Origin of the sequence: Nonomuraea sp. NPDC026600 (assembly GCF_040638335.1) — a bacterium.
Lineage (GTDB): Bacteria > Actinomycetota > Actinomycetes > Streptosporangiales > Streptosporangiaceae > Nonomuraea.
Genome location: NZ_JBEZYD010000003.1, coordinates 208,202 through 231,803, shown reverse-complemented (window position 1 = coordinate 231,803; position 23,602 = coordinate 208,202). Strand labels below are relative to the sequence as shown.

Below are 23,602 nucleotides of genomic sequence, written 5' to 3'. Positions count from 1 at the left end.
TCAGTCCCTCCCGTCGGTCGGGCCGCAGGAGCCGACGACGAGCTCGCAGATGTCGGTCGAGACGAACGCCTCCACCTGCAGCTGGCGGGTGTTGCCGGGGCCCGGCGCCTCGATCAGCTCGTTCAGCAGATCCACCAGCCGGTTCAGGCCGCGTACGCCGTCACCGGCCAGGCCGAGCTGGGCGTAGATGAGCGCGGCCACCCGCTCGCCCGAGTGGACGGCCGCCCGCAGGTCCTGCCGGTGCTCGCGCAGGCCGTGCGCGGTCAGGTCGGAGACCGAGGTGACCTCCTGGAGCAGGACCCGCACCTTGTCGGCCCGTTCCAGCAGGTCGGGGGTGATGACATTGACGTCGGAGGAGATGGACACCAGCTCGTCGCCCTTGTCGGACAGAGCGGTGGACAGCCCGGCCGCGTCGTGCAGGAACTGCCTGGCCCGCGCGCGCTGCCGGTGCGCGACGCCGACGACCGTGCCCGCGTCGTCGATGAGCTCGCGCAGCCGTGTCCCTTCGCCGTCGAGCCCCTGGGCCAGCGTGTGCACGATGACGGTGACCTCACGCGGGTCCACGGCGTTCAGGCCGCGGTAGGCGGCGCCCAGCGTGTCGGACAGGTCGAGCGGCTCCTCGGTCGTGGTGATGACCGCGCCGCTCGCCAGATAGGGACCGGTGGTCTCGCCCGCGCCGAGCTTGAGGTCGACGAACTTGGGCCCGAACACCGACGACGGCTCGACGGCCGCGACGGTGCTGCCCGGCAGCCGGACGCCGGGCTGGATGGCCATGCTCACCACGGCCTTGCCCTTGGCGTCGAGCGACACCTCCGTCACGTCGCCGACCGTGATGCCGCGGATCTTGACGGGGGACTGGGTGTCCAGGCCCTGACCGGCCCGGTCGAACACGGCGTCGATCCTGGTGCCGCTGATCTCGGACGCGGTCCGTACGATGAAGATCGTCGTCGCCGCGAGCACCAGGATGAGCGCGAGCGCGATGCCCGCGCGGACGGGCAGGGAGAACTCGTCGCGTCCCATCGCTCACCCCGTCAGCTTCACGCTGCCGCCGCCACCCCAGAACAGGTACGACAACAGCAGGTTGAGCAGGACGATCGTGACGATCGACTGCCGGATCGCGCGCCCCGCCGCCACCCCCACGCCCACCGGGCCGCCGGTGGCGTAGAAGCCGTAGTAGCAGTGGATGACGACGACGGTGAAGGCGAACACGGCCACCTTGGTGACGCTGAACACGATGTCGCTGACCGGCAGGTACAGGTAGAAGTAGTAGTCGTAGACGCCCGGCGCCAGCCCGAACAGCACCGTGCTCATCAGCCGGGTGGCGAAGAAGCTGGCGAACAGCGCGATCAGGTAGATCGGCACCAGCGCCAGCAGCGCCGCGACCACCCGGGTGCAGATCAGGTAGGTGAAGGCGTTGATGCCCATCACCTCCAGCGCGTCGATCTCCTCGGAGATCCGCATCGCGCCGAGCTCGGCGGTGAACGACGAGCCGACCTGCGCGGCCAGCGCGGTCGCGGCGATGATCGGGGTGATCTCGCGTACGTTGGCGAAGCTGCCGACCAGGCCCATGAACGACTCGGCGCCGATCGCCGCCAGCCCCTGGTAGCCCTGCAGCCCGACGGTCGCGCCCACGACGAAGGCCATCGTGAACACCACGAAGATCATGCCGCCGCCGATGACGGTCGCGCCGACGCCCACGACCACGTCGCTGACCTGGCGGATGACGACCTTGACGTACTTCAGCCGGAGGATCACGTCGCGGACCGAGTAGAACAGCACCTTCCACACGAACAGCGGCCAGTTGGCCAGGGTCGCGAACCGCTCCGCCCATTCGCGCCCGGTGACGGCGACCCTGAGGCCGGCCGTCCGCGTGACCATCACAGCGCCCTCGGTGGGTAGGCGAGGAAGTAGACCGCGGAGATCACGTAGTTGAACGCGAACACCAGCATGAACGTGACCACCGTCGACTGGTTGACCGCGCGGCCCACGCCGACGGGGCTGGTGGCGCAGGTCATGCCCTTGTAGCAGGCGACGGCCGCGGCGATGAAGCCGAAGATCCACGCCTTGAAGAGGGTCACATAGAGATCGGAGCTCACCACGAGGGACAGCGCGCCGTCGAAGTACGCTCCCGAGGTCACGCCCTGGACGACCACGTTGAAGAAGTAGCCCCCGCTGGCCCCGGCCAGGATGACCAGCGGGCACAGGCAGACCGCGACCGTGCTGGCCGCCCACATGCGCGGCGTGACCAGGCGGTGGATCGGATTGACCGACATCACCTCCATGGCGCTCAGCTCGTCACGGATGTGCCGGGCGCCGATGTCGGAGGTCATCGCGCTGCCGCCGGCCCCGGCGATCAGCAGGGCGCTGGCCAGCGGCGCCACCTCCCGGATGAGCCCGACGAACACGGCGCTCCCGGTGGCGGAGGCCGCGCCGAGCTGCCAGGCCAGGTCGCCCACCTGTAACGCCACGGTCGCGCCGAGGGGTAACGAGACGAGCAGCACGGGCACGCTGGTCACCCGGGCCAGGAACCAGCACTGGTCGACGAACTCCCACCACCAGCTCCGGACGTCCCAGCTACGGCGCAATCCCTCCAGGACGATGACGAAGAGGTCGCCCACCTGGCCCAGCACGGACACGGCCTTGCGGCCCACGTACCCGGACAACTGACCACCTCGTAACCAGCCGACTACGGAGCAGTAACCCTACTGACGGGCTGTCTAGTAAGTCGATGCTTTCGCTGGAATTTGAGGAAAAGGTATGAGACCCAGATCACATGTTGTCAGTCCGCTACGAAACGTGATCGCTTTGTGGCCGTTCAGCCCATGAGCTCGGACATCCACGACTCGATGTCGGCCGGGTGACGCGGCAGGGCGGCGGACATCAGCCGGGCGCCGTCGGCGGTGATCACCAGGTCGTCCTCGATCCGGATGCCCAGCCCCCGGAACTCCGCCGGCAGCGTGAGATCGTCGGGCTGCAGGTACAGGCCCGGCTCGACGGTGAGCACCTGCCCCTCCTCCAGCACGCCGTCCAGGTAGACCTCGGACCGCGCGCGGGCGCAGTCGTGCACGTCCAGGCCGAGCATGTGGCCGCTGCTGCACAGCGTGTAGCGCCGGTACAGGCCCGACTCCATCAGCGCGTCCGGCGAGTCGCGCAGCAGCCCCCAGCCGTGCAGGCCCTCGCTGATGACGCGCATCGCCGCAAGATGGAAGTCGCGGAAGCGGGCGCCGGGCTTGAGGGCGGCGATCCCCGCCGTCTGCGCCTCGTACACCAGCTCGTACGCCTGCCGCTGCACCGGGCTGAAGCGGCCGGACAGAGGCAGCGTGCGGGTGACGTCGGCCGTGTAGAGGGTGTCGGACTCGACGCCCGCGTCGAGCAGCAGGAGGTCGTCGGCGTCGAGGCGGCCGTCGTTGCGGATCCAGTGCAGCACGCACGCGTGCGCGCCGGAGGCGACGATGCTGGGGTAGCCGACCGCGTTGCCCTCCAGGCGCGAACGGAGCCCGAACACGCCCTCCAGGTGGCGCTCGCCCCGCGGGTGCCGGAGCGCGGCGGGCAGCGCGCGTACGACGTCCTCGAAGCCGCGCGCGGTGGCGTCGACCGCCGACTGCAGCTCGCCGATCTCCCATTCGTCCTTGATCAGCCGCAGCTCCGCCAGGAAGCCCTCGAACTCCGCGTCGCCCGGCAGCAGCGCGTCGACCGCCGCGTCCACGCCGCCCAGCACCCTGGCCGGCCCCGCCAGCGACAGGTCGCGGATGTGGGCGCAGCCGATCTGGTAGAGCTCGGCGGCCTCCGCCAGGTCGGGCCGCCGCCCCACCCAGAACTCGCCGTAACGCCTGTCGCGGTAGAACTCCTCGCCGTCCTCGCGCGGCGAGCGCGGCCTGAGGTACAGCGTGGCCTCGCCCGACGGCTCGATGACGAGCACGTCACCCGGCTCACCCGCGCCCGTCAGATAGGAGAACGCGCTGTGCGGCCGGAACGGGTAGTCGCTGTCGTTGCTGCGCGCCTTCAGCGTCCCGGACGGCACGACGAGCCGCTCGCCGGGGAAGCGGGCGGCGAGCGCGGCGCGGCGCCGGGCCGCCCAGGGGGCGATCGGCAACGCCGCCACGTCCGTACGCCGGGTGTCGGCCCAGCCCGTCCGCATGAACGCGGCGAGTTCCGCGGTGATGGGCAGGTCGTGGCTGCCGGTATTGAGCGGCTCTGTCATGACGCATCCTGTTTCACAAGGGCTGTTTACGGCATGCAGCCTACGGGAACGCTTGACGGCCTCCCTACCTGCTTGCTTGCCTGAAAGCGACGCGGGTGGAGCGCATAACCGGAGCCCACTCGGGGTAACTGCTCGGGATAACTGAGAGCCGAGGTGGTTCAGATGCTCATCGGGACGATTCTGCGCGGCAAGGGAAGCGATGTGACGACCGTGTCGCCGGAGGCCACGGTCCGCGAGCTGCTGACCAAGCTCGCCGAGCACAACATCGGCGCCGTGGTCGTCTCCGCCGACGGCGCGACGATCACCGGCATCGTGTCCGAGCGCGACGTGGTCCGTCGCCTGCACGACCGCGGCGCGGCGGTGCTCGACCAGCCGGTGTCCACGATCATGACCTCTGAGGTACGGACGGTCGGCCCGCACGACAACGTCGAGGAGCTGCGCCGGACCATGACCACGCACCGGTTCCGCCACATGCCCGTGGTCGAGGACGGGCGGCTGGTCGGCATCGTGAGCATCGGCGACGTGGTCAAGAGCGCGATCGAGGAGCTGGAGACGGAGAAGGCGTCGCTGGTCGACTACCTCCACCGTTGACAGAGGTGGGACGCTGGTGCCCGTGATGTACGGGCCTCCTCCCGAATACCCGCCGGCTCCTGAATATCCTCGGGCGACGAAAAGTCCGCCGATCATCGTGCTCGTCTCCGGGCTGACCTGTGTGCTGGGGTTCCTGCTCGGGTTCTTCACCGGGATGGGCTCGGGGGAGACGACGGACTCGTCCGCTGCCGGGCCCCGGGTGACGGTGACGATCGAGGACTCGACCCCGCCGGCCGACCAGCAGACGGACCCGTCGGCCACACCGGGCTCGACCGGGTCGAGTCCGGCTGGCCTGGGCCCGACCGGTGCGGCGCCGACGGGCGCGGCTCCGACGGGGGCGGCGCCGACGGGCTCGGACCCGGCAGGCTTAGGCCCGACTGGCTTGGGTCCGACTGGCTTGGGTCCGACCGCGTCCGCGCCGGTCGGCTCGTCCGCTCCGCCGGGCGGGCTCGCCGCCACGCGGACGCTCATCGTGGGCGTGGACATCCAGCCCGGCGACTACCGTACGACGGGTCCCGTGGCGGGCGCGGCCAAGTGCTACTGGGCCCGGATGAAGAGCGCATCCGCCCAGGTCAGCGATGTGATCTCGGCCGGCATGCCGGCGGGCCCCGCCACCGTTACGATCATGGCCACCGACAAGGCGTTCCAGACGGCCGGTTGCGCCGAATGGACCAAGGCCTGAGGTGTTTGGAGCCGGGTCGGCCGATATAAGAGGATGCAGCCAGCCCATCAAGGAGGATGACATGTCGATCTTGCGGAGCCTGGTGGAGAGCCTGCGCGGTGGCGCCATCGAGGTGGTCGATCTCACCTCGCCCCTGTCGCCCGAGACGCCGATCCTCCAGTTGCCCGAGCCGTTCGGCAACACGATCCCGTTCCGGCTGGAGGAGATCAGCCGCTACGACGACCGCGGCCCCGCCTGGTACTGGAACGACATCCACACCGGCGAGCACACCGGCACCCACTTCGACGCGCCGATCCACTGGGTGACCGGCCGCGACGGCCAGGACGTCTCCCAGGTGCCCGTGTCCAGCCTGCTGGCGCCCGCCGTCGTGCTCGACCTGTCGGCGGAGGCGCAGAAGGACCCCGACTTCCTGCTCCGGATCGACCACGTCAAGGAATGGGAGCGGGCCAACGGTCCGCTGCCCGACGGTGGCTGGCTCCTCTACCGCACCGGCTGGGACGCCAGATCCGCCGACCAGGCCGCCTTCCTGAACGCCGACGAGACCGGCCCGCACACCCCCGGCATCTCCGTCGAATGCGCCGCCTGGCTGGCCGGCGAGACGCCCATCCTCGGGCTCGGCGTCGAGACCGTCGGCACCGACGCGGGCACCGCCCACTCCTTCGACCCGGCCTTCCCCTGCCACTCGTTCCTGCTGGGGGCGGGCAAGTACGGCCTGACCCAACTGCGCAACCTCGACCGCCTCCCGGTCACCGGCGCCGTCGTCCTGGCCCCGCCGCTGCCGATCGTGGGGGGTTCTGGAAGTCCTGTGCGGGTGCTGGCTCTGGTCGAGCGGAGGAGCTCAGAGGGAGAGAGCGAGGAACGAGCCAACGAGCTCCGAAGCGGCCGCGACCATAAGCTCGAGCGGTGATCGTCGCCGAGGCCGTCGGGCGGGTGCTGGCCGAGCTCGGGGCCGACACCGCGTTCGGCGTGGTGGGCAGCGGCAACTTCCACGTCACCAACGCCCTCGTGGAGCACGGCGTACGCTTCGTCGCCGCCCGCCACGAGGGCGGGGCCGCCACCATGGCCGACGCGTACGCCAGGATGAGCGGCAAGGTCGGGATCGTCTCCGTCCACCAGGGCCCCGGCCTCACCAACGCCATGACCGGGATCGCCGAGGCGGCCAAGAGCCGTACCCCGATGATCGTGCTCACCGGCGAGGCGACGGACGTACGCTCCAACTTCCACATTGACCAGGACGCGCTGGCGGCGGCGGTCGGCGCGGTGCCGCTCCGCGTCACCGCCGGCACCGAGGCGGTCGAGGAGACGCTGTCGGCCTACCGCACGGCCTCCCGCGAGCGGCGTACGGTGGTGCTCAACCTGCCGCTCGACGTGCAGCAGGACATCGTCCCGTGGCGCGGCCTGATCGGCGAGTTCCTCGACCAGATGGTCGCCTCCCATCGCGTGGTGGCCGGCACCGCCGGCCCGTCGTTCAGTACGCCTCCGGCCGCGGAGATCGACGCGCTGGCCAGGCTGCTGGCGGAGTCGCGGCGGCCGGTGTTCATCGCCGGGCGCGGTGCCCGGCACGCCCGGGCCGAACTGGAAGAGCTGGCCGCCGCCACCGGCGCGCTGCTCGCCACCTCCGCCGTCGCCAAGGGCCTGTTCCGTGGCAGCCCGTGGGACCTGGACGTGAGCGGCGGCTTCGCCACGCCCCTGGCCGCCGAGCTGATCCGCGACGCCGACCTCGTCGTGGGATGGGGCTGCGCGCTCAACATGTGGACCACCCGCCACGGCCGGCTGATCGGCGAGCACACCACGCTCGTCCAGGTGGATCTCGACCAGAGCGCGCTGGGCGTCCACCGGCCGGTCAGCCTCGGCCTGGTCGGCGACACGGCCGCCACGGCCCGTACGGCCTTGCACGCCCTCGAATCCACGGCCGCCACGGCCCTGCCCGCCCTCGAACCCACGGGCGGCCCCGAGCGCGGCTACCGGTCGGCGGAGGTCGCCGGGCGGATCCGGGCCGAGGGCAGGTGGCAGACGGTGCGCTACGACGACGAGGGCGGCGACGGGCTGATCGACCCCAGGACGCTCACGATCGGGCTGGACGACCTGCTGCCCGCGGAGCGGATCGTGGCCGTCGACTCCGGCAACTTCATGGGCTACCCGGCCATGTTCCTCGACGTGCCCGACGAGCGGGGGTTCTGCTTCACGCAGGCGTTCCAGTCGATCGGGCTCGGGCTGGCGACCGCGATCGGCGCCGCACTCGCCCGGCCCGACCGGCTGCCGGTTGCCGCGCTGGGCGATGGCGGGGCGCTGATGGGCGTCGCCGAGTTCGAGACCGTCGTACGGCTCGGCCTGCCGATGGTGGTCGTGGTCTACGACGACGAGGCGTACGGCGCCGAGGTGCACCACTTCGGGCCGCACGGGCACCCGCTCGGCACGGTCACGTTCCCGCCCGCCGACTTCGCCGCGATCGCCACCGGCTACGGCTTCGCGGCCGTGACGGTCACCGGGGCCGGTGACCTGGCCGGGGTGGCCGAGTGGCTGAAAGGCCCCAGGGACCGGCCGCTGCTGGTCCACGCCAAGGTCACCAGGGAGCGCGGCTCGTGGTGGCTGGAGGAGGCGTTCAAGGGCCACTGAGCTTGCGGAAAGGGCGAGTGGGGCTGGGGGAGGCGTTCAAGGGCCACCGAGCTTGCGGAAGTCGCGGGCCTCCTCGGCGGCCGCGAGAACGGCGGCCAGGGGCGCGCCCGCGCTCGCCGTTACGGCCGCCGCGATCGCCCCCTCCACGAACGGCACGTCGGCCACCACCACCCGCCCCGGCTCCTCCAGCAGCCGGGCCGTCAGCACCGAGCTGCCCAGGTCGGGCACGAGCACCACGCCGTCGCCCCGGTCGACCGCCGCGAGCGCCTTCTCGATCAGGTCGAGGCTCGTGCCCAGCCCGCCGTCCTCAGTACCGCCCGCCGCCGCCACCGGCGCGCCCGCCCCGGCGATGCCACGGACGAGCGCGGCCGCCTCCACCGCCAGCCCGGCGCTGTGCGCGACCAGCACGATGCCCACCATCACGAGGCCGCGGTTGCGACGGTGGCGAGGGAGGCGACGATGAGGGCCGACGATGCCGCCCCCGGATCCTCGTGCCCGATGCTGCGCTCGCCCAGGTAACTGGCCCGGCCCTTGCGGGCCCGCAGCGGGATCGTGGCCCGTGCGCCCTGCTCGGCCGCGCGCGCCGCCAGCTCGAACGCCTCCCCTACCCCCACCCCATCCCGTACGGCCAGCGCCAGGGCCCGTGACGCCGGAACCAGCGCGTCCACCATGGTCTTGTCGCCCGGCACGGCCTTGCCCAACTGCTCGACCGCCACCACCCCGGCGTCGAACGCCGCCGCGAACCTGGCCAGCGTCACCGGTGCCTCCACCGCCTTGCCCATGGCCCGGAACGCCGAGCCGTACAGCGGCCCGGAAGCCCCGCCGACGCGGCGGATCAGCGTCGTGCCGGCGGACAGCAGCGCCTGGCCGGGCGAGGCCGGCGGCGATTCGGTCAGCGCCTTGCCCACCTCGGTGAAGCCGCGGTCGAGGTTCGTGCCGTGGTCGGCGTCGCCGATCGCCGCGTCGAGCGCGGTCAGCCGCTCACGCTGGAGCCGGACCTGCTCGGCGATGTCGTCGAACCAGGCGACGAAGAAGGCCGTGGTCAACACGCCGTCCGCAAAATCGCCGTCCACGGAGTCGGGGTCCATCGAGGTGCTCATCAGCGCCCCCAGCGCAGCCCCGGCGTCTCGACCGGCGCGTCCCACAGGCGCGTCAGCGTGTCGTCGAGCCGGCAGATCGTCACGGAGAAGCCCTGCATGTCCAGGCTCGTCACGTAGTTGCCCACCAGCGACCGCGTCACACGCGCCCCTTTGCCGTGGATGAAGGCGCTCACTTCGGCGAACGCCACGTACAGCTCGATCAGCGGCGTGCCGCCCATGCCGTTCAGCATGACCAGCAGATCGCCCTCCAGCGGCAGGTCGCCGTGGATCGCGTCCATGGCCACCTCGGCCAGTTCGCGGGCCGAGGCCAGCGGCTCCCGGCTCCGGCCGGGCTCGCCGTGGATGCCGATGCCCAGCTCCACCTGCGTTTCCGGCAGGTCGAACGTCGGTTTGCCCGCCGCGGGCGTCGTACACGAGGTGAGCGCGATGCCGAACGAGCGGCTGCGCTCGTTCACCTCCGCGGCCATGCCCGCCACCTCCCTCAGCGGCGCGCCCTCCTCGGCCAGCGCTCCGGCGATCTTCTCCACGAACAGCGTCGCGCCGGTGCCCCGGCGGCCCGCGGTGTAGAGGGAGTCCTGGACGGCCACGTCGTCGTTCACGAGCACGCCGGCGACCTGGACGTCGTCGCACAGCTCGGCGGCCATCTCGAAGTTCAGCACGTCGCCGGTGTAGTTCTTGACGATGTGCAGCACGCCCGTGCCGCCGTCGACGGCCTCGGTGGCGTTGATGATCTGGTCGGGCACGGGCGAGGTGAAGATCTCTCCCGGGCAGGCCGCGTCGAGCATGCCGTACCCGACGAATCCGGCATGCAGCGGCTCGTGCCCCGAGCCTCCGCCGGACACCAGCCCGACCTTGCCTGCTCGCGGCCCCGACGCGCGGTAGACGACCCGGTCGCGGACCCGCAGCGACGGGTGCGCCGCCGCCATCCCGGCCAGCGCGTCGTCGACCACGGATTCGGCCGAGTTGATGAGCTTCTTCATGATGAGAAACATCTGCCCGTTTCGGAGCAAGGACAAGCGAGGGTAAGAGCAGTTGGTTGTTTTGGTTAAGCAAACCGTTGTTTACTTCTATGATCCCTGCCTGGCTCTGTTGTGATTGTCTGCGGCGGCGAAGCGTCTCGGGGTCCATCCGATGGCGTTGCGCCGGTGGGCTATCGAGGGGTGTGTTCCGTTTCGGATGGTGGGCGACGAGCGGCCGGAGCGTCGCTTCGGCGAGCGGGACCTGGACGCGTTCGCGGGGGTGTTGCCGTCGGAGCGGGAGCGGGTCGAGGCTGCGTATGTGCGGGTGCCGGGGTCGTCGGGGCACGAGCCGTCGCTGAGGGCGCAGGCCGAGGAATTCGCGCGGACCAGCATGTTGGGGATCGTTGGCGTGTATTTGGACAGAGCCAGTGGGTCGCGGGAGAACCGGCCCGGGTTGACGAAGCTGCTCAAGGATGCCGCCGCCGGGAAGTTCACGGTGGTCCACGTCACTCATGAGGACCGGCTGGCCCGGTTCGGTGTCGGCTGGATCACGATGCTGCTCGCCGAGCGGGGTGTCAGTGTGGAGATTCTCCACGCCAAGGGTGGAGCCGGGGGTAGGGAGGAATACTTGGCGGATTCTATGTCGCTGGTGGCGACGTTCGCGGAACGGATGTATGGGATCCGGTCGAAGGAGGTGCGGACGCGGCTGCTGGATGCGGCGTCGGCGAACACCACCGGGGACACCAACGGCGGAGGGGGTGCGGGTGGGTAAGCAGACCGCGACGGCGACGTGTACCGCCTACCGGGCCATCGTGGAGAAGAGCGGCGTTGTTTTGCCCGCGGAGGTGGTGGTGGGGCGGGTGGGCTGGCTGACCGCTCTCGCCCAGGCACTGGCTTCGTCTGTGATCGCGCAACGTTGGACGGAGGAGGCGCTTGATGAGCTCGCGGGCGGCCTCGGCCCGGACCGTCGGGAACTTCCCGCCAAGGGCTATAAGGCGTTGCGCCGGTTGGGCTGGGGCAGCGTTCCGGAGCCGGGCGTGTACGTCTCGGATCGGGTGAAGTGCTGCGCGGATGAGGAAGCGGCTCGCGCGTTGCGGCTGGCTCTGCATCGCCGGGAGGTCGTCGAGGCGATCCTTGGAACCTGGCCGGAGAATTCGCGCAAACGCACGGACGCCGAATGGGCGGCGTTGCGGGAGGCGCTGCCGGTGGAGGTGTCGGCGGCGGAGATCCGCAACCGGACCCGGCAGGTCCAGGCGATCATCGATGCCGGGGGCGCGCTCCCGGCGGGGATCACCGCGATAGAAGGCGTGCCGTTCACCGCGGCGCAGATCGTTCTGGCGGCTGCGGACAAGCAGTTGGTCATGGTGGCGCGGACGGGGAGTCGGACGGCCGAGTTGCGTATCCAGCTTCCCCTGGTCGAATGGCCGTCCTCGGCGAAAGACTGGGCCTGGCATGTCCTGCCGGTAAATCTGCCTCGTAACGTGCCCGGCGAAGCACTGAAGATCTGTGTCCCCACGCTGCGGGTGAGTAACAGCCGGGTGCGGGTGGATCTGCCGTTCGAGACCGAGGTGCCGTTCGCCCCTGCGTCCGGGCATGTCATCGCTGCCGGGTTCGACTGGGGCCTCAACACGTTGCTGGCCGCCGCGATCGGACGGCTCACCCCGCAGGGCCGGGTCGAGACCGACGGGCGCCCGCTCTTCTACGACGCGACCGTGGTCTGTGCGAAGCTTCACCGCCTGCGTGGTCACCGGGAGGACCTGGCCGTCAAGCGGCGGCATTTTGACAGGCTGCTGGCCGGGCTGGCCGACGATGACGTGCGCAAGCCGGACCTCCTGGTCCGCTACGAGCGCACGGACGTCGAACACCGGCAGGTGTGCGCGCGGATCCGGCACCTGAATCAGGCACTGGCCTGGAGCGCCGCTCGGTGGGCGGTGGACCAGGCGAGCGCGGCCGGCGCGAGTGTCATCTACCTCGAAGACCTGGCCACCTTGGAAGCGCGCGGTCGTCGTCGCGGGAATGCGATGCTGTCGGGGCAGGTGCGGGGCGCGGTGGTGGAGGCGATCCGGCATCTGGCGGCGAAGGTGAAGATCGCGGTCGTGACTGTACCTGCGCGTGGGACGTCGAAGTTCTGTCCCCGTTGCGGGGACGGCAACAGCGCGCTCACGCATGCGCCCGCCCCCGACCGGCTCACCCAGCGTGGCTGGAAGTGGGCGTACTGCCCGAAATGCGGCCTGTCGTGTGACCGGGACTGGGCCGCCGCCGAACGCATCGCCTCCCGGGGCCTGCTCGGGCAGAAGGCCACGTTCACGGACCGTACGACCGGTAAGCGGACCATCCGTACCAGTGTGGAGGGCAACGTCACCCGTGTCCGCCGGGCTAAGAAGCCGACCCGCGCCATCCGCCGCGCCCGCAGGTCGGGCACCGATCTGCATCCCAGACCTGAGAGCCGCACCAGCAGGGCCAAGACCGGTCCTACCCGCAAACGCCAGACCCGCGTCAAGAAGATGACCTCCAGCCAGATGCCCGACCGGCGTCCGGTGCCCGCCCCCCACCCTCGCGGTGGGGAACCGTCCGGCGGGCCAAGCACCCCAGACGAACCGGCGCAAGCCGGGGCGTACAGGTCTTGTACGGGATTTCCACCACCGGACCGGCTTCCACAAAGTGAAAGCCAGCCCCGTGCTCCGCCTTGCCGAGTACGGAACTGGCTCTCGCCACGCTACGCCACCCGCAACACCCAGCCCACACGGGCATAGGTAGGTACAGGAAATCTCAGACGGTGGAACTCGTCTACTCGATCAGCTTCGGCGCGGGCCGCCACTACTGCCTCGGCGGGCCGCTGGCCAGGATGGAGGCCCGGGTGACGCTGGAGGAGCTGACGGGACTGATCGCCCCCGGCTACGAGATCGACGCCGCAGGCATCAGGCGCACCAGGCACGGGAACGTGCGAGGCATGCTAAGCCTCCCGACTTCCGTCCGACCGGCCTGAATAGGCTACCTTCTGGTCATGGCTGAGATCGTGTACCCGCCGGTGATCGCCGCCGCGCGGACCCTCTTTCGCGTGCTCGACTACCGCTTCCACATGGAGGGCACCGAGCATGTGCCGCGGACCGGCGGAGCGGTGCTGGTCAGCAATCACATCAGCTATCTCGACTTCATCTTCGCCGGGTTCGGTGCGGTGCCGTCCAAGCGGCTGGTGCGGTTCATGGCCAAGCAGGATGTGTTCGACCACCGCATCTCGGGCCCGCTGATGCGTGGCATGCACCACATCCCGGTCGACCGGGGCGCGGGCGCGGGGTCGTACGCGACCGCGCTGCGCATGCTGAAGTCGGGGGAGGTGGTGGGCGTCTTCGCGGAGGCGACGATCAGCCGGTCCTTCACGGTCAAGGAGATCAAGAACGGCGCCATCCGCATGGCCCAGGCGACCAAGGTCCCGGTCATCCCGATGGCGCTGTGGGGGAGTCAGCGGATCTGGACCAAGGGCCGGTCCAAGCAGCTCACCCTGCGGCACGTGCCCATCACGATCCTGGTGGGGGAGCCCATCCACCCCAAGCGCGGCGAGGACGTCAACCAGCACGCCGCCGACCTGCACGAGCGGATGTCGGAGCTGGTGGACCGGGCTCAGCGCACCTACCCGGAGATCCCGCCGGGCGTGTGGTGGCAGCCCCGCCACCTCGGCGGCACGGCTCCCACGCCGGAGGAGGCCGCCGCCATGGACGCCGCCGAGGCGGAGGCCCGCGCCAAGCGGGGCGAGGAGGAATAGCGACCGGCCGACCGGCCGCGGGGAAACAGCGGCCGGTCAGATGACGCGGCAGCCACTCAGGTGACCGCAGGGGAGTAGCGGCCGGTCAGATCGCCGCGGGGTAGCTGCTGGCGCGCATGCCCGCCAGCAGTCCGGCGGTCTGCTCGGGCGTGAAGCGGCGCACCGGGTCGTGGGACAGCAGACCCTCGATGAGCGGCCGCATCACCCCGGCCCGGCGCGGCGGCGGGTAGCCGCCGCTCCTGGCCATACCGAGCACCGTGGCCGCGTCCTGCCCGGGGTAGGGCGGCTGGCCCTCGATGGCACTGTAGAGCGTGGCGCCGAACGACCACATGTCGGCTTCCTTGCTGGCCGGGCCGCCGTGTAACCGCTCGGGGGCCATGAACGCGGGCGTGCCGCGCAGCCGCCGGGACGTGGTCATCCGGATGTCGCCCTCGACCGTGGCGATGCCGAAGTCGGTCAGCACCACGCGGTCGCCGGTGAGCATCACGTTGGCCGGCTTCACGTCGCGGTGCAGCACCCCGGCCTGATGCGCGGTGCGCAGCGCGGCGAGCAGGTGCACGCCGATCGCCGCCACCGACTGCGCGGGCAGTGTCCCCACCTGAGAGAGCAGTTGGTGGAGTGAGAGGCCGTCGAGGTACTCCATCACGATCCAGAGCTTGCCGCCCTCTTCTATGAGGTCGTGGACGGTGACGATGTTCGGGTGGGTGAGGCCAGCGGCCATCCGCGCCTCACGAAGAACCCGGCGGCGGACCATCTCGGCCTCACCGCTGAGGGTCAGCTCCTTGAGCGCCACCTCACGATGGAGAAGCTGGTCAAAGGCCCGCCAGACGACTCCCATACCTCCACGACCGGCCTCCTCATTAAGGAGGTACCGTCCGCCGATCTCCCGCATGCCATCCCCTCATTGCTCGGGGTAATCATGTCATCTCGGGGTAGGCCAAAGTGTGACTAACGTGATCTGAATGTGTCGAGAACGGAAGGTGTGCTGGTCAAGGGGCGAGAAATTCGATCGTGTAAGGCGCGCCACACGAGCCCCACGGCCACCAAGCAGACCCCCGCGGCGCCCGCGAGCACGACGGTCAACCCGGCCAGTTCGGCCACCACCCCGCCGAGAGCGGCCCCCACCGGCATGCCGCCCATGCCGATCAGCCGGTAGGCCGAATTGACCCGGCCGAGCAGTTCGGCCGGGATCAGCCGCTGCCGTGTGGAGATGACCAGCACGTTCGCGACGGCCCCGGTGACACCCCACACCACGCCGGTCGGGTACATCAGCCAGTCGACGGGCCAGAACACCGGCACGAGGTACAGCAGGGCGCTCACCAGCCAGGAGCCGACCAGCGTCCGGCCCTCCCCGAACAGCCCGGAGACCCGCTCCGAGATGAGCGACCCGGCCACCGCGCCGACGGCCAGCGCGGTCATCATCAGGCCGTACCCGCTGGGCGACAGTCCGATCCGCGACCCGTCGCCGACGGCCCACAGCACGAACACCCCGAAGTAGGCGGCGCTGGCGAAGTTCAGCATCCCGGCCGAGACGGCCAGCGTCCGCAGGAACCGCTGGGACCAGAGATAGCGCTGAGCCTCCACGATGTCGCGCAGCAGCGACGGCCTGGGGCCCCGTGCGGCAGGTGCCCGGTAGGAGCCCCTCATGCCCAGCAGGAGCAGGCCCGCGGCGCCGTACAGCAGGGCGGGGCCGCCGACGACGGCGGCGGGCAGCAGCGTGACCACGAGGCCCGCGATCGGGGCGCCGGCGAACTCGTTGCCGATCATCTGGGCGCTCTGCACCCGTCCGTTCGCCGCCGTGATGCGCTCAGGCGGCACCGCCATCGGCAGCACCGACTGCGCCGAGGTGTCGGCGAAGACCTCGGCCACGCCCGCCAGCAGGACGGCGGCCAGCACGACCCACAGGTTCAGCAGCCCGAGCAGGCCGAGCACGGCCGCCACCGCGAGCACGGCCGAACGTGCGAGGTTGGCCAGCACCATGATCCGCCTGCGGTCGAGCCGGTCCGCGATGGCGCCCGCGTGCAGGGCGAACAGCAACCACGGCAGCGTGGCGGCCGCGCCGGTCAGGGACACCAGCGTGGGGGACCGGGTCATGGACACGGCCAGGAGCGGCGCGCCGACCTTGAGCACGCCGTCCGCCAGGTTCGAGAGCGCGGTCGACGACAGCAGGAAGCCGAACGATCGGCCCAGACGTGGCATGGCCCACTCCGATAGTGTGTAAGGGAAACTATGCACAGATTTCTTTGCAAGGATAGGTGTGCACAGCCATGCAGAGCAAGCACTACTCCGCCAGGACGCTCGATGCGAACGCGCTGAAGTCGTTCGCGCACCCGCTGCGTCTGCGCATCTACGAGCTGCTCGACGAGCACGGTCCGTCGACGGCGACCCGGCTGGCGGGCCTGCTCGACCAGAACACCGGGGCGACCAGCTACCACCTACGCGAGCTGGCCCGGCACGGCATGATCGAGACGGTGCCCGAGCTGGGCAAGGGCAAGGAGAAGTACTGGCGGATCGTGCCGGGCGGCTTCTCCTACGGCGCCCCCTCGGCCGGCGAGCCGGCCGATCCCGAGGTGGCCGGCGCGTTCGCCTTCCTGCTCGACGACCTCATCCGCCAGCGCGGCGCCGAGCTGGCGCGCTGGCGCGAGGAGGAGGCCACGACTCCCGAGGAGTGGGTGCAGGCGAGCGGCTTGGGCCGCCGGTCGATGCGGCTCACCGTGGCCGAGACGCGGCAGATGCGCGACGAGGTGTTCGAGGTGCTGGAGAAGTACCGGGCGGTGGCCGACCGCCGGGAGATCGAGTCTCCCGGCGCTCCGGACCCGGAGACCGGTCGCGTGGTGGTCCACTTCGACGTTCTGCCCGTGAGCGGCAAAGGCGCCTAGGGACATCCCTAGGTCCGGCCCTGTCGCGACGCCGCTGCTCTCCGCCTAGTGTCCTGCATCAGGCTTCCATGCTCCGTCCGCATGCCGGGCGCGGCGCCGCCGAGGGAGCGGGCGATGCTCGGCGGCGCCGCAGCCCTCGTCGTGTCGCAGACCTCCGAGTCCGCCGGACATGGGCTCGGAAAGGCAGGCGCCCCCGTCCCGGGCTGGAGGGACGGGGGCGCCTGCCGTTTTCCGGGGGGCGGGCTGGTCGATCAGCATGGGTTAGGTTAGCCTCACCTTAACGAAACGAGGTGGAGCTGACGATGATCGAGCCCTTTCGCATGTTCGACGTACGCGTGAACCGGTTAGCACGCCTGAGCCCGTCGTTCCTGCGTGTGACGTTCGAGGGAGCGGACCTGAGCTTCTTCGCCGACAACGGGTTCGACCAGCGGATCAAGCTCATCCTGCCGGTCGACGGGCACGGGCTGGAGCACCTGCCGTCCGGCCCCGACTGGTTCCCGCGCTGGCGCGACCTGCCCGACGAGCAGCGCAACCCGCTCCGTACCTACACCGCCCGCCTGGTCCGCCCCGAGGCCCGCGAGGTGGACGTGGACGTGGTCCTGCACGACCACGGCGACGGTCCCGTGGCGCTCTGGGCGGCCGCTGTGCGGCCGGGCGACGTCGCGGTGCTGCTCGGCCCCGACGCCCGGCACACCGGGCCGCACGGTGGCCTGGAGTTCCACCCGCCCGCCGACACCGGGGCGGTGCTGATCGCCGGTGACGAGACGGCCGTCCCCGCGATCTGCTCCATCCTCGAACGGCTGCCGACCGGCTCCCAGGGCGAGGCGCTGATGGAGGTGCCCTGCGCCGACGACTTCCTGCCCGTCGAGACGGCGAGCGGGCTGAAGGTCACCTGGCTGGCCCGCGACGGCGCGGAGCGCGGCGCCCTGCTCGTGCCCGCCGTCAGGGCCGCCGCCGACCGGCTGCTCCCGCCGCTGCCCACACCGGACTCCTTCGAGGACGTGGACGTCGACGTGGAGGAGCTGTGGGAGGTGCCCGAGGAGTCGCCGTACGGCCCGCTGTACGCCTGGCTGGCCGGCGAGGCGGGCGTGATCAGGACGCTCAGGCGGCATCTGGTCGCCGAGCGGGGGATGGACCGGCGGGCCGTGGCCTTCATGGGCTACTGGCGGCTGGGCCGCGCCGAGCACAACGAATAAGGAGTCTCCAGCAATGACCCGCGCCCTGTACGCGCTCGCCGCCCTGACCCTCGCCCTGGTCACCGGCTGCGGCTCCACCACCACACCCCAGGCCCCCGTGGCGGCGGCGTCGTCGGCCTTCTCCGCCACCCTCACCCACAAGTACGGCAGCACGACGATCTCCGCCAAGCCCAAGCGGATCGTCACCGTCGGCCTCGTCGAGCAGGACGCCCTGCTGGCCCTCGGCATCGTGCCCGTCGCCACCACCGAGTGGTTCGGCGGCTACCCGGGCGCGATCGGCCCCTGGGCCAAGACCAAGCTCGGCTCCGCCCCGGTCCCGCAGGTGCTGAAGGACACGGGCAGCGGCCCCCAGATGGAGAAGATCGCGGCACTGCGCCCCGACCTGATCCTGGCCCTGTACTCGGGGCTGACCCAGGAGCAGTACACCACCCTGTCCAAGATCGCGCCGACGGTGGCCCAGCCGAAGGAGCACATCGACTACGGGATCTCCTGGCAGGAGGTGACCAAGCAGGTCGGCGTGGCCGTCGGCGAGGTCGCCAAGGCGGACGCGCTGGTCAAGCAGGTGGAGGACCGGTTCGCCGCCGTCCAGAAGGAACATCCGGAGTTCGCCGGGCAGACCGCCCTGATGGCGACGGTCTACGAGGGCTACTTCGTCTTCGGCAGCCAGGACCCGCGCTCCCGCCTGCTCGCCTCGCTCGGCTTCAAGCTGCCCGCCGACCTGGACAAGGCCATCGGCGACAAGTTCGGCGCGAACATCAGCCGCGAACGCCTCGACCTGCTCGACACCGGAGCGCTCATCTGGAGCGTGACCAACGTCGACAAGGACACGGCCGCGCTGCGCGGTGACAGCGTCTACAAGGGGCTGAAGGTGGCCAAGGAGGGGCGCGAGGTGTTCGTGAAGGAGAGCACCGACGACGGCAACGCCGTGTCCTTCATCACCGTGCTCAGCCTGCCGTACGTGCTCGACGCGCTGGTGCCGCGGCTCGCGGCGGCCGTGGACGGGAACCCGGCGACCGAGGTCGGGCTGCCCTCGTGACCCGGCGGGTCGTCCTGGTGGGGGCGTCGCTCGGCGCCCTCGCCCTGGTCTGCCTGCTGTCGCTGGCCCTGGGCGCCCGCCAGATCCCCCTGGGCGAGGTGGCCAGGGCACTGGGCGGCCTGGGCGTGGACCGGGAGACGCATGACGTGATCTGGTCCGTACGCGTGCCGCGGACGCTGCTCGGCGTGCTCGCCGCGGCGGCGCTCGGCCTGTCCGGCACGCTCATGCAGGCGCTCACCCGCAACCCCCTCGCCGACCCCGGAGTGCTCGGCGTCAGCGCGGGGGCGGCGTTCGGCGTGGTGATCTCCATCGGCGTGCTCGGCATCAGCGCGCTGTCCGGGTTCGTGTGGTTCGCGCTCGCGGGCGCACTGGTGGCGAGCCTCGTCGTGTACACGCTGGCCGGGATGGGCCGCGACGGGACGACACCGGTCAAGCTGGCCCTGGCCGGGGTGGCCGTCACGTTCCTGCTCAGCTCGGTGACCAGCGCCATCGTGCTCGTCGACCCCGAATCGCTGAACCGCTACCGGTTCTGGTCCGCCGGGTCGCTGTCCGGGCACGGCTCCGGCGTACTGCCGCAGCTGCTGCCGTTCATCCTGGCGGGGGCCGTGCTGGCGGTCGCCTGCGCGCCCGCGCTCAACAGCCTCGCGCTCGGCGACGACGTGGCCCGCGGGCTGGGCCGCCGGGTGGGCCTGGTCCGCCTCCAGGGCGCGGCGGCCGTGATGCTGCTGACCGGCGCCGCGGTCGCGGCCATCGGACCCGTCGTCTTCGTCGGGCTGGTGGTGCCGCATCTCGCGCGGGCCGTCGCCCGGCGGGCCGGCGCGGAGACCGACCACCGGCTGCTGCTGCCCCTGTCGGCGCTGCTCGCGCCGTGCCTGCTGCTGGCCGCCGACATCCTGGGCCGCCTCGTCGTGCCGCCGATCGAGGTGCAGGCCGGGCTGCTGGTCGCCTTCATCGGCGGGCCGTTCTTCATCGTGCTGGCCCGCCGGCAGCGGCTGGCGGAGCTGTGATGGGCCAGCTCACCTTCCGCCTCTCGACGCCGCCCGTGTCCGGGGTGCTGCGCCCGCGCGTCGTCGCGGTGTGCCTGGTCCTGGCCGCCGCGACGTTCCTGGTCTTCTGCCTCGGCATCGGGCTGGGCGAGTTCCCGCTCGGCCTCGGCGAGGTCGTCCAGTCCCTGCTCGGCACCGGTGACCAGGGCACCCTGTTCGTCGTACGGGAGCTGCGCCTGCCCAGGGCGCTGACCGGGCTGCTCACCGGCGTCGCCTTCGGGCTGTCCGGCGCCCTGTTCCAGACCATGACCCGCAACCCGCTGGCCAGCCCCGACATGATCGGCGTCACCCAGGGGGCGGGCGTCGCCGTGGTGGCCGGGATCGTTCTCGGCCTCGGGTCCGGGCCCGGCACGCAGGTGCTCGGCTTCACGGGGGCGGTGCTCGCGGCGCTGCTCACCTACCTGTTCGCCTGGCGGCGCGGCACCACCGGGTACCGGATCGTGCTGGTCGGCATCGGCCTGTCGTGGATCTTCACCAGCGCCACCGAATACCTCATGGTCACCAGCGACACCTTCCAGGCGCAGGCCGCGCTCGGCTGGCTCTGGGGCAACCTCAACGGCCGCACCTGGAGCCAGGCCGTGCCGCTGGCGGTCGCCCTGGCCGTGCTCGTGCCCGTCGCGCTGCTGCTCGGCCGCTGGAGCCGGGCGCTGCAGCTCGGTGACGAGGTGGCCGTGGTGCTCGGCGCGCCGGTGCAGCGGGCGCGGCTGACGCTGCTGCTGGTGGGCGTCGCGCTGGTCGCCTTCGGCACGGCCGCCGCGGGGCCGATCGCGTTCGTGGCGCTGGCCGCGCCGCAGATCGCCCAGCGCCTGGCCCGCACCGCCTGGCCGCCGCCGGTCGCCTCGGCGCTGGCCGGGGCGTTCGTGGTGCTGGCGGCCGATCTCATCGCCCGTCGCGTCATCCCGGACGTGGAGCTGCCCGTCGGTGTGGTCACCGGCGTGCTCGGGGCGCCCCTCCTGCTGTGGCTCCTCGCCCGGGGCCGCCGCGCCTAGCGCCGTCCCGCCGGGTACGAACGGCACGGCCGTACGGCGGGACTACCGCCCCGCGAGCTCGCTTTCCCGTACGGCCGGCGCCGGGATCAGGGCGGCGGTGACCACGGCGAGCAGGGCGATCGCGGCGAACGTCCAGAACGCGATCGTGTACCCCCTGAGCGTGGGCACGTGAGCGGTGGCCGTGGCGGCCAGGATGGCCGAGGCGACCTGCGCTCCGGCCGCCCCGCCGACGGTACGGGCGATGGTGTTGACGCCCGTGGCCACACCGGTCTGGTCGGCCGCGGCCGCCGCCACGACCAGCAGGCCCATCGACGCGAACGCCAGGCCGTACCCGATCCCGAGCAGCAGCCCGGCGGGGTAGAACTCCCACAGCGGCGGCGGGCGGAGCGCCAGGACGGCGAACGTGACGGCCGCGCACGCGGCCCCGGCCCGCAACGGGACGGCCGCGCCGAACCTGGCGGCCAGGCGTCCGGCCAGCGGCCTGCCGGCCAGCATGCCCAGGGCGATCGGCAGGATGACCAGCCCGGTGGTCGTCGCCGAGCCGCCCAGGCCGTACCCGGTGGCGACCGGCGCCTGCACGAACTGCGGGAACAGGGTCACGGCGCTGAACATCGCGGCGCCCACGACGAGCGCGGTCAGGTTCGTCACGGCCATGGCCCGCGTCCGCAGCAGCCGCAGATCCACCAGCGGCACGGGGGTGCGGAGCTGCCAGGACGCGGCGGTGGCCGTACAGGTCGCCGAGCCGCCCTGCTATCGGCGTGGCGACGGCGCTGGCCAGCATGAACGTCGTCAGCAGCCACGCGACGGCGCTCAGCGGGGCGCCGGTCTCGCGCTGGAAGCCGGGTAAGGCCGCGACGACGATCGTCTGCGCCGAGCTGGTGGCCAGGCTCGCGGCGATCAGTGTCGCGCGGGCGGGAAGTGTCGTGGTCAAGTCGCCTCCTCCATCAAAGGTTAGGCAACCCTAATTCTTGCGGACAGCGTCCGCAAGTGTACTGTCCACCGCATGAGCACGCGGGACCGGCGGGCATGGGGCAGTCTCACCCGCGAGCGGATCGTCGTCGCGGCGCTCGACCTGGCCCGGCGCGAGGGACTCGGCGCGGTGACCATCCGCCGCGTGGCCGAGGAGTCCGGGGCTTCCCGCATGGCGCTGTATCGGCACGTGGCCGACAAGGAGGCGCTGATCGAGCTCGTCGCGGACGCCGTCGCCGAGGCCGTGGTGCCGCCGGTCGCGACCGACCGGCCGTGGCGGGAGCAGCTCCGCGCCTTCGCCCGCGAGCTGCGTGCGACGCTGCTCGCCTATCCCGGCTTCGCCGACCTCCTGGCCGCGCGGCACGGCCACGGGCCCGGGTCGCTGCGGCTGTTCGACACGGTGATCGGGATCATCCGGAGCGCGGGCATGGACGGCGCGGAGGCGGCGCGGTGGTTCACGGTGTTCATGGATGTGGTGGCGGGCCGGGTCCACCGGGAGTCCTCCGGTGACGCACACAGCGTGCTGCTCGGCCATGCCCCCGTCGACGCCGAAGGGCTGCCGCACCTGAGCGCGGTCGCTTCCCACCTGGGCACGATGACGTCGGCGGACCTCTTCGAGAGCGAGCTGGCCCTGGTGATCGAGGCCATGGGCGCTCAGAGGCCATAGCGCACGCCGGTCAGGTCCTCCGACATCTCCCAGAGGCGGCGCGCGGTGACGGCATCGGTGATCGCACGGTGCCGCTGGTGGATCGCGGGCTCGCCGCGCAGCTCCAGAAGGCCGTCGGGGGCGACGTAGCTGCCGCCGGCCAGGCCGGGGACCGTCGCCGCGTACAACGACGTCTTGGCCCCCTCCGGCGTGGGCCTGAACACGTGACGGACCAGCCGCGAGGCGAACGTTCCGTACAGCCGCCCGCGATCGGCGTTGGCGCCGCCGGTGAGCACGTTGCTGCGGGTCAGTCCGGGGGCGACGGCCATGCTGCGCAGCGCGAGCCCCGCCGCCGTCGCCCGGCGGTGCAGCTCGACGGCGAAGTACAGCAGGGCCCGCTTCGACTGCAGGTACGCGTTGACGGCGCGGTAACCGCGCTCGGCGTTGAGATTGCCCAGGTCGAACCGGGCGAAGCGCTGCCCCTCGCTGCTCACCGTGATCACTCGGGGCGCCGGTGCGGCGAGCAGCCGGGGGAGCAGCAGTCCGGTCAGCGCGAACGTTCCGAGGTGGTTGACGCCGAACTGCGACTCGAACCCGTCGGCGGTCCTGGCCTGCGGGACCATGGCCACGCCCGCGTTGTTGACCAGCAGGTCGAGCCGGTCCAGACCGTCGGCGAACTCCCGGACGGAGGCGAGGGCGGCCAGATCGAGGCGGCGGGTCTCGACCTTCGCTCCCGGCACCTCGGCGAGCAGGCGATCGGCCGCGTCCCGGCCGCGTTCGGGGTCGCGGCAGGCCAGCACCACGTGGGTGCCGTGGCGGGCGAGCTCGCGGGCCGTGACGTAGCCGATGCCGCTGTTGGCGCCGGTCACCACCGCCAGGCGTCCGGACTGGTCGGGGATGTCATCGAATGTCCACATCTTTGGCGTCCTTCG

Annotated in this window: 25 protein-coding genes and 1 pseudogene; 14 read left to right on the top strand and 12 right to left on the bottom strand. The window is 71.5% G+C overall.

Translation table 11 applies throughout. The features are described 5' to 3' along the window. From AB0F17_RS07870 to AB0F17_RS07855, 4 genes are all read right to left on the bottom strand, one after another. Positions 1–1,020, bottom strand: coding sequence for an MCE family protein (locus tag AB0F17_RS07870; protein WP_358018033.1), 1,020 nt, complete (start codon positions 1,018–1,020; stop codon positions 1–3). 3 nt (positions 1,021–1,023) lie between these two features. Further along, the gene (locus tag AB0F17_RS07865) at positions 1,024–1,878 is read right to left on the bottom strand and encodes an ABC transporter permease (RefSeq protein ID WP_358018030.1); all 855 of its coding nucleotides are present in this window, start codon (positions 1,876–1,878) and stop codon (positions 1,024–1,026) included. Further along, positions 1,878–2,630 (bottom strand): ABC transporter permease, encoded by a 753-nt coding sequence (locus tag AB0F17_RS07860; RefSeq protein WP_358019276.1) that lies wholly within the window; start codon positions 2,628–2,630, stop codon positions 1,878–1,880. Before AB0F17_RS07860 ends, AB0F17_RS07865 begins: the two co-directional genes overlap by 1 nt. A gap of 185 nt (positions 2,631–2,815) precedes the next feature. Beyond that, complete coding sequence (locus AB0F17_RS07855) at positions 2,816–4,201, bottom strand: aminopeptidase P family protein (protein WP_358018028.1); 1,386 nt, start codon at positions 4,199–4,201, stop codon at positions 2,816–2,818. Positions 4,202–4,363: 162 nt separating this feature from the next. Between AB0F17_RS07855 and AB0F17_RS07850 the strand changes: the two genes are divergently transcribed. The 4 genes from AB0F17_RS07850 (at position 4,364) to AB0F17_RS07835 (ending at position 8,090) form a co-directional block, all read left to right on the top strand. Beyond that, entirely contained in the window at positions 4,364–4,792 is a 429-nt protein-coding gene (locus tag AB0F17_RS07850) for a CBS domain-containing protein (RefSeq protein ID WP_358018025.1), read from the top strand. A gap of 16 nt (positions 4,793–4,808) precedes the next feature. Further along, positions 4,809–5,474: a hypothetical protein gene (locus AB0F17_RS07845; RefSeq protein ID WP_358018022.1), complete on the top strand. Its 666-nt coding sequence runs from the start codon at positions 4,809–4,811 to the stop codon at positions 5,472–5,474. Between the two features lie 61 nt (positions 5,475–5,535). Then, a complete protein-coding gene (locus AB0F17_RS07840; protein ID WP_358018019.1) occupies positions 5,536–6,381 on the top strand; it encodes a cyclase family protein in 846 nt (281 codons plus the stop codon). Next, a complete protein-coding gene (locus AB0F17_RS07835) occupies positions 6,378–8,090 on the top strand; it encodes a thiamine pyrophosphate-binding protein (RefSeq protein ID WP_358018016.1) in 1,713 nt (570 codons plus the stop codon). The genes AB0F17_RS07840 and AB0F17_RS07835 overlap by 4 nt, the downstream gene beginning before the upstream one ends. A 36-nt stretch (positions 8,091–8,126) precedes the next feature. Here the strand turns inward: AB0F17_RS07835 and AB0F17_RS07830 are convergent, their stop codons facing one another. The 3 genes from AB0F17_RS07830 to dhaK are packed head-to-tail and all read right to left on the bottom strand — an operon-like array spanning position 8,127 to position 10,170. After that, on the bottom strand, positions 8,127–8,510 hold the full coding sequence (locus AB0F17_RS07830) for a phosphoenolpyruvate--protein phosphotransferase (protein ID WP_358019274.1): 384 nt from the start codon (positions 8,508–8,510) through the stop codon (positions 8,127–8,129). Next, complete coding sequence (gene dhaL / locus AB0F17_RS07825) at positions 8,510–9,190, bottom strand: dihydroxyacetone kinase subunit DhaL (protein WP_358018013.1); 681 nt, start codon at positions 9,188–9,190, stop codon at positions 8,510–8,512. Before dhaL ends, AB0F17_RS07830 begins: the two co-directional genes overlap by 1 nt. Then, positions 9,190–10,170 carry a dihydroxyacetone kinase subunit DhaK gene (gene dhaK / locus AB0F17_RS07820; protein ID WP_358018010.1) on the bottom strand — a complete coding sequence of 327 codons (981 nt, stop codon included), beginning with the start codon at positions 10,168–10,170 and terminating at the stop codon, positions 9,190–9,192. The genes dhaL and dhaK overlap by 1 nt, the downstream gene beginning before the upstream one ends. Positions 10,171–10,366: 196 nt before the next feature. On the opposite strand from dhaK, the gene AB0F17_RS07815 reads away from it, so the two are divergent. Genes AB0F17_RS07815 through AB0F17_RS07800 form a run of 4 tightly spaced genes read left to right on the top strand, consistent with a single transcriptional unit; the run spans position 10,367 to position 13,909 of the window. Next, positions 10,367–10,921: a recombinase family protein gene (locus AB0F17_RS07815; protein ID WP_358018007.1), complete on the top strand. Its 555-nt coding sequence runs from the start codon at positions 10,367–10,369 to the stop codon at positions 10,919–10,921. Then, the gene (locus AB0F17_RS07810) at positions 10,914–12,902 is read left to right on the top strand and encodes a zinc ribbon domain-containing protein (protein ID WP_358018004.1); all 1,989 of its coding nucleotides are present in this window, start codon (positions 10,914–10,916) and stop codon (positions 12,900–12,902) included. The genes AB0F17_RS07815 and AB0F17_RS07810 overlap by 8 nt, the downstream gene beginning before the upstream one ends. After that, positions 12,836–13,135 carry a cytochrome P450 gene (locus AB0F17_RS07805; RefSeq protein ID WP_358018001.1) on the top strand — a complete coding sequence of 100 codons (300 nt, stop codon included), beginning with the start codon at positions 12,836–12,838 and terminating at the stop codon, positions 13,133–13,135. Before AB0F17_RS07810 ends, AB0F17_RS07805 begins: the two co-directional genes overlap by 67 nt. 18 nt (positions 13,136–13,153) lie before the next feature. Continuing rightward, positions 13,154–13,909 carry a lysophospholipid acyltransferase family protein gene (locus AB0F17_RS07800; RefSeq protein ID WP_358017998.1) on the top strand — a complete coding sequence of 252 codons (756 nt, stop codon included), beginning with the start codon at positions 13,154–13,156 and terminating at the stop codon, positions 13,907–13,909. 85 nt (positions 13,910–13,994) lie between these two features. Here the strand turns inward: AB0F17_RS07800 and AB0F17_RS07795 are convergent, their stop codons facing one another. Continuing rightward, positions 13,995–14,801 carry a serine/threonine-protein kinase gene (locus tag AB0F17_RS07795; protein WP_214637516.1) on the bottom strand — a complete coding sequence of 269 codons (807 nt, stop codon included), beginning with the start codon at positions 14,799–14,801 and terminating at the stop codon, positions 13,995–13,997. 56 nt (positions 14,802–14,857) lie between these two features. Continuing rightward, positions 14,858–16,108 carry an MFS transporter gene (locus AB0F17_RS07790; RefSeq protein WP_358017995.1) on the bottom strand — a complete coding sequence of 417 codons (1,251 nt, stop codon included), beginning with the start codon at positions 16,106–16,108 and terminating at the stop codon, positions 14,858–14,860. A gap of 68 nt (positions 16,109–16,176) precedes the next feature. Between AB0F17_RS07790 and AB0F17_RS07785 the strand changes: the two genes are divergently transcribed. The 5 genes from AB0F17_RS07785 (at position 16,177) to AB0F17_RS07765 (ending at position 21,055) form a co-directional block, all read left to right on the top strand. Beyond that, positions 16,177–16,788 (top strand): helix-turn-helix domain-containing protein, encoded by a 612-nt coding sequence (locus AB0F17_RS07785; RefSeq protein WP_358017992.1) that lies wholly within the window; start codon positions 16,177–16,179, stop codon positions 16,786–16,788. Positions 16,789–17,090: 302 nt separating this feature from the next. Beyond that, entirely contained in the window at positions 17,091–17,984 is an 894-nt protein-coding gene (locus AB0F17_RS07780; protein ID WP_358017989.1) for a siderophore-interacting protein, read from the top strand. Positions 17,985–17,997: 13 nt separating this feature from the next. Next, positions 17,998–19,020: an iron-siderophore ABC transporter substrate-binding protein gene (locus tag AB0F17_RS07775; RefSeq protein WP_358017986.1), complete on the top strand. Its 1,023-nt coding sequence runs from the start codon at positions 17,998–18,000 to the stop codon at positions 19,018–19,020. Then, positions 19,017–20,027 (top strand): iron ABC transporter permease, encoded by a 1,011-nt coding sequence (locus AB0F17_RS07770; protein WP_358017983.1) that lies wholly within the window; start codon positions 19,017–19,019, stop codon positions 20,025–20,027. Before AB0F17_RS07775 ends, AB0F17_RS07770 begins: the two co-directional genes overlap by 4 nt. Next, positions 20,027–21,055: an iron chelate uptake ABC transporter family permease subunit gene (locus AB0F17_RS07765; protein ID WP_358017980.1), complete on the top strand. Its 1,029-nt coding sequence runs from the start codon at positions 20,027–20,029 to the stop codon at positions 21,053–21,055. The genes AB0F17_RS07770 and AB0F17_RS07765 overlap by 1 nt, the downstream gene beginning before the upstream one ends. 42 nt (positions 21,056–21,097) lie before the next feature. Here AB0F17_RS07765 and AB0F17_RS07760 read toward each other — a convergent pair whose 3' ends face one another. Both AB0F17_RS07760 and AB0F17_RS07755 read right to left on the bottom strand, forming a co-directional pair. Further along, a complete protein-coding gene (locus AB0F17_RS07760) occupies positions 21,098–21,748 on the bottom strand; it encodes an MFS transporter (RefSeq protein WP_358017977.1) in 651 nt (216 codons plus the stop codon). Between the two features lie 73 nt (positions 21,749–21,821). Further along, positions 21,822–21,986, bottom strand: a pseudogene (locus AB0F17_RS07755) (hypothetical protein); the annotation flags it as partial. Positions 21,987–22,058: 72 nt separating this feature from the next. Between AB0F17_RS07755 and AB0F17_RS07750 the strand changes: the two are divergent. After that, positions 22,059–22,691, top strand: a complete 633-nt coding sequence (locus AB0F17_RS07750; RefSeq protein ID WP_358017974.1) for a TetR/AcrR family transcriptional regulator — start codon at positions 22,059–22,061, stop codon at positions 22,689–22,691. Here the strand turns inward: AB0F17_RS07750 and AB0F17_RS07745 are convergent. Next, the gene (locus tag AB0F17_RS07745; protein ID WP_358017971.1) at positions 22,679–23,587 is read right to left on the bottom strand and encodes an oxidoreductase; all 909 of its coding nucleotides are present in this window, start codon (positions 23,585–23,587) and stop codon (positions 22,679–22,681) included. The two genes, AB0F17_RS07750 and AB0F17_RS07745, sit on opposite strands and share 13 nt — an antisense overlap. Positions 23,588–23,602 lie beyond the last annotated feature (15 nt).

Bases quoted from the DNA above. Each gene is read 5' to 3' on its own strand.
- AB0F17_RS07870 (WP_358018033.1), bottom strand. From the start codon at position 1,020: ATGGGACGCGACGAGTTCTCCCTGCCCGTCCGCGCGGGCATCGCGCTC.
- AB0F17_RS07865 (WP_358018030.1), bottom strand. From the start codon at position 1,878: ATGGTCACGCGGACGGCCGGCCTCAGGGTCGCCGTCACCGGGCGCGAA.
- AB0F17_RS07855 (WP_358018028.1), bottom strand. From the start codon at position 4,201: ATGACAGAGCCGCTCAATACCGGCAGCCACGACCTGCCCATCACCGCG.
- AB0F17_RS07850 (WP_358018025.1), top strand. From the start codon at position 4,364: ATGCTCATCGGGACGATTCTGCGCGGCAAGGGAAGCGATGTGACGACC.
- AB0F17_RS07840 (WP_358018019.1), top strand. From the start codon at position 5,536: ATGTCGATCTTGCGGAGCCTGGTGGAGAGCCTGCGCGGTGGCGCCATC.
- AB0F17_RS07830 (WP_358019274.1), bottom strand. From the start codon at position 8,510: ATGGTGGGCATCGTGCTGGTCGCGCACAGCGCCGGGCTGGCGGTGGAG.
- dhaL (WP_358018013.1), bottom strand. From the start codon at position 9,190: ATGAGCACCTCGATGGACCCCGACTCCGTGGACGGCGATTTTGCGGAC.
- dhaK (WP_358018010.1), bottom strand. From the start codon at position 10,170: ATGAAGAAGCTCATCAACTCGGCCGAATCCGTGGTCGACGACGCGCTG.
- AB0F17_RS07815 (WP_358018007.1), top strand. From the start codon at position 10,367: ATGGTGGGCGACGAGCGGCCGGAGCGTCGCTTCGGCGAGCGGGACCTG.
- AB0F17_RS07800 (WP_358017998.1), top strand. From the start codon at position 13,154: ATGGCTGAGATCGTGTACCCGCCGGTGATCGCCGCCGCGCGGACCCTC.
- AB0F17_RS07795 (WP_214637516.1), bottom strand. From the start codon at position 14,801: ATGCGGGAGATCGGCGGACGGTACCTCCTTAATGAGGAGGCCGGTCGT.
- AB0F17_RS07790 (WP_358017995.1), bottom strand. From the start codon at position 16,108: ATGCCACGTCTGGGCCGATCGTTCGGCTTCCTGCTGTCGTCGACCGCG.
- AB0F17_RS07785 (WP_358017992.1), top strand. From the start codon at position 16,177: ATGCAGAGCAAGCACTACTCCGCCAGGACGCTCGATGCGAACGCGCTG.
- AB0F17_RS07780 (WP_358017989.1), top strand. From the start codon at position 17,091: ATGATCGAGCCCTTTCGCATGTTCGACGTACGCGTGAACCGGTTAGCA.
- AB0F17_RS07775 (WP_358017986.1), top strand. From the start codon at position 17,998: ATGACCCGCGCCCTGTACGCGCTCGCCGCCCTGACCCTCGCCCTGGTC.
- AB0F17_RS07765 (WP_358017980.1), top strand. From the start codon at position 20,027: ATGGGCCAGCTCACCTTCCGCCTCTCGACGCCGCCCGTGTCCGGGGTG.
- AB0F17_RS07750 (WP_358017974.1), top strand. From the start codon at position 22,059: ATGAGCACGCGGGACCGGCGGGCATGGGGCAGTCTCACCCGCGAGCGG.
- AB0F17_RS07745 (WP_358017971.1), bottom strand. From the start codon at position 23,587: ATGTGGACATTCGATGACATCCCCGACCAGTCCGGACGCCTGGCGGTG.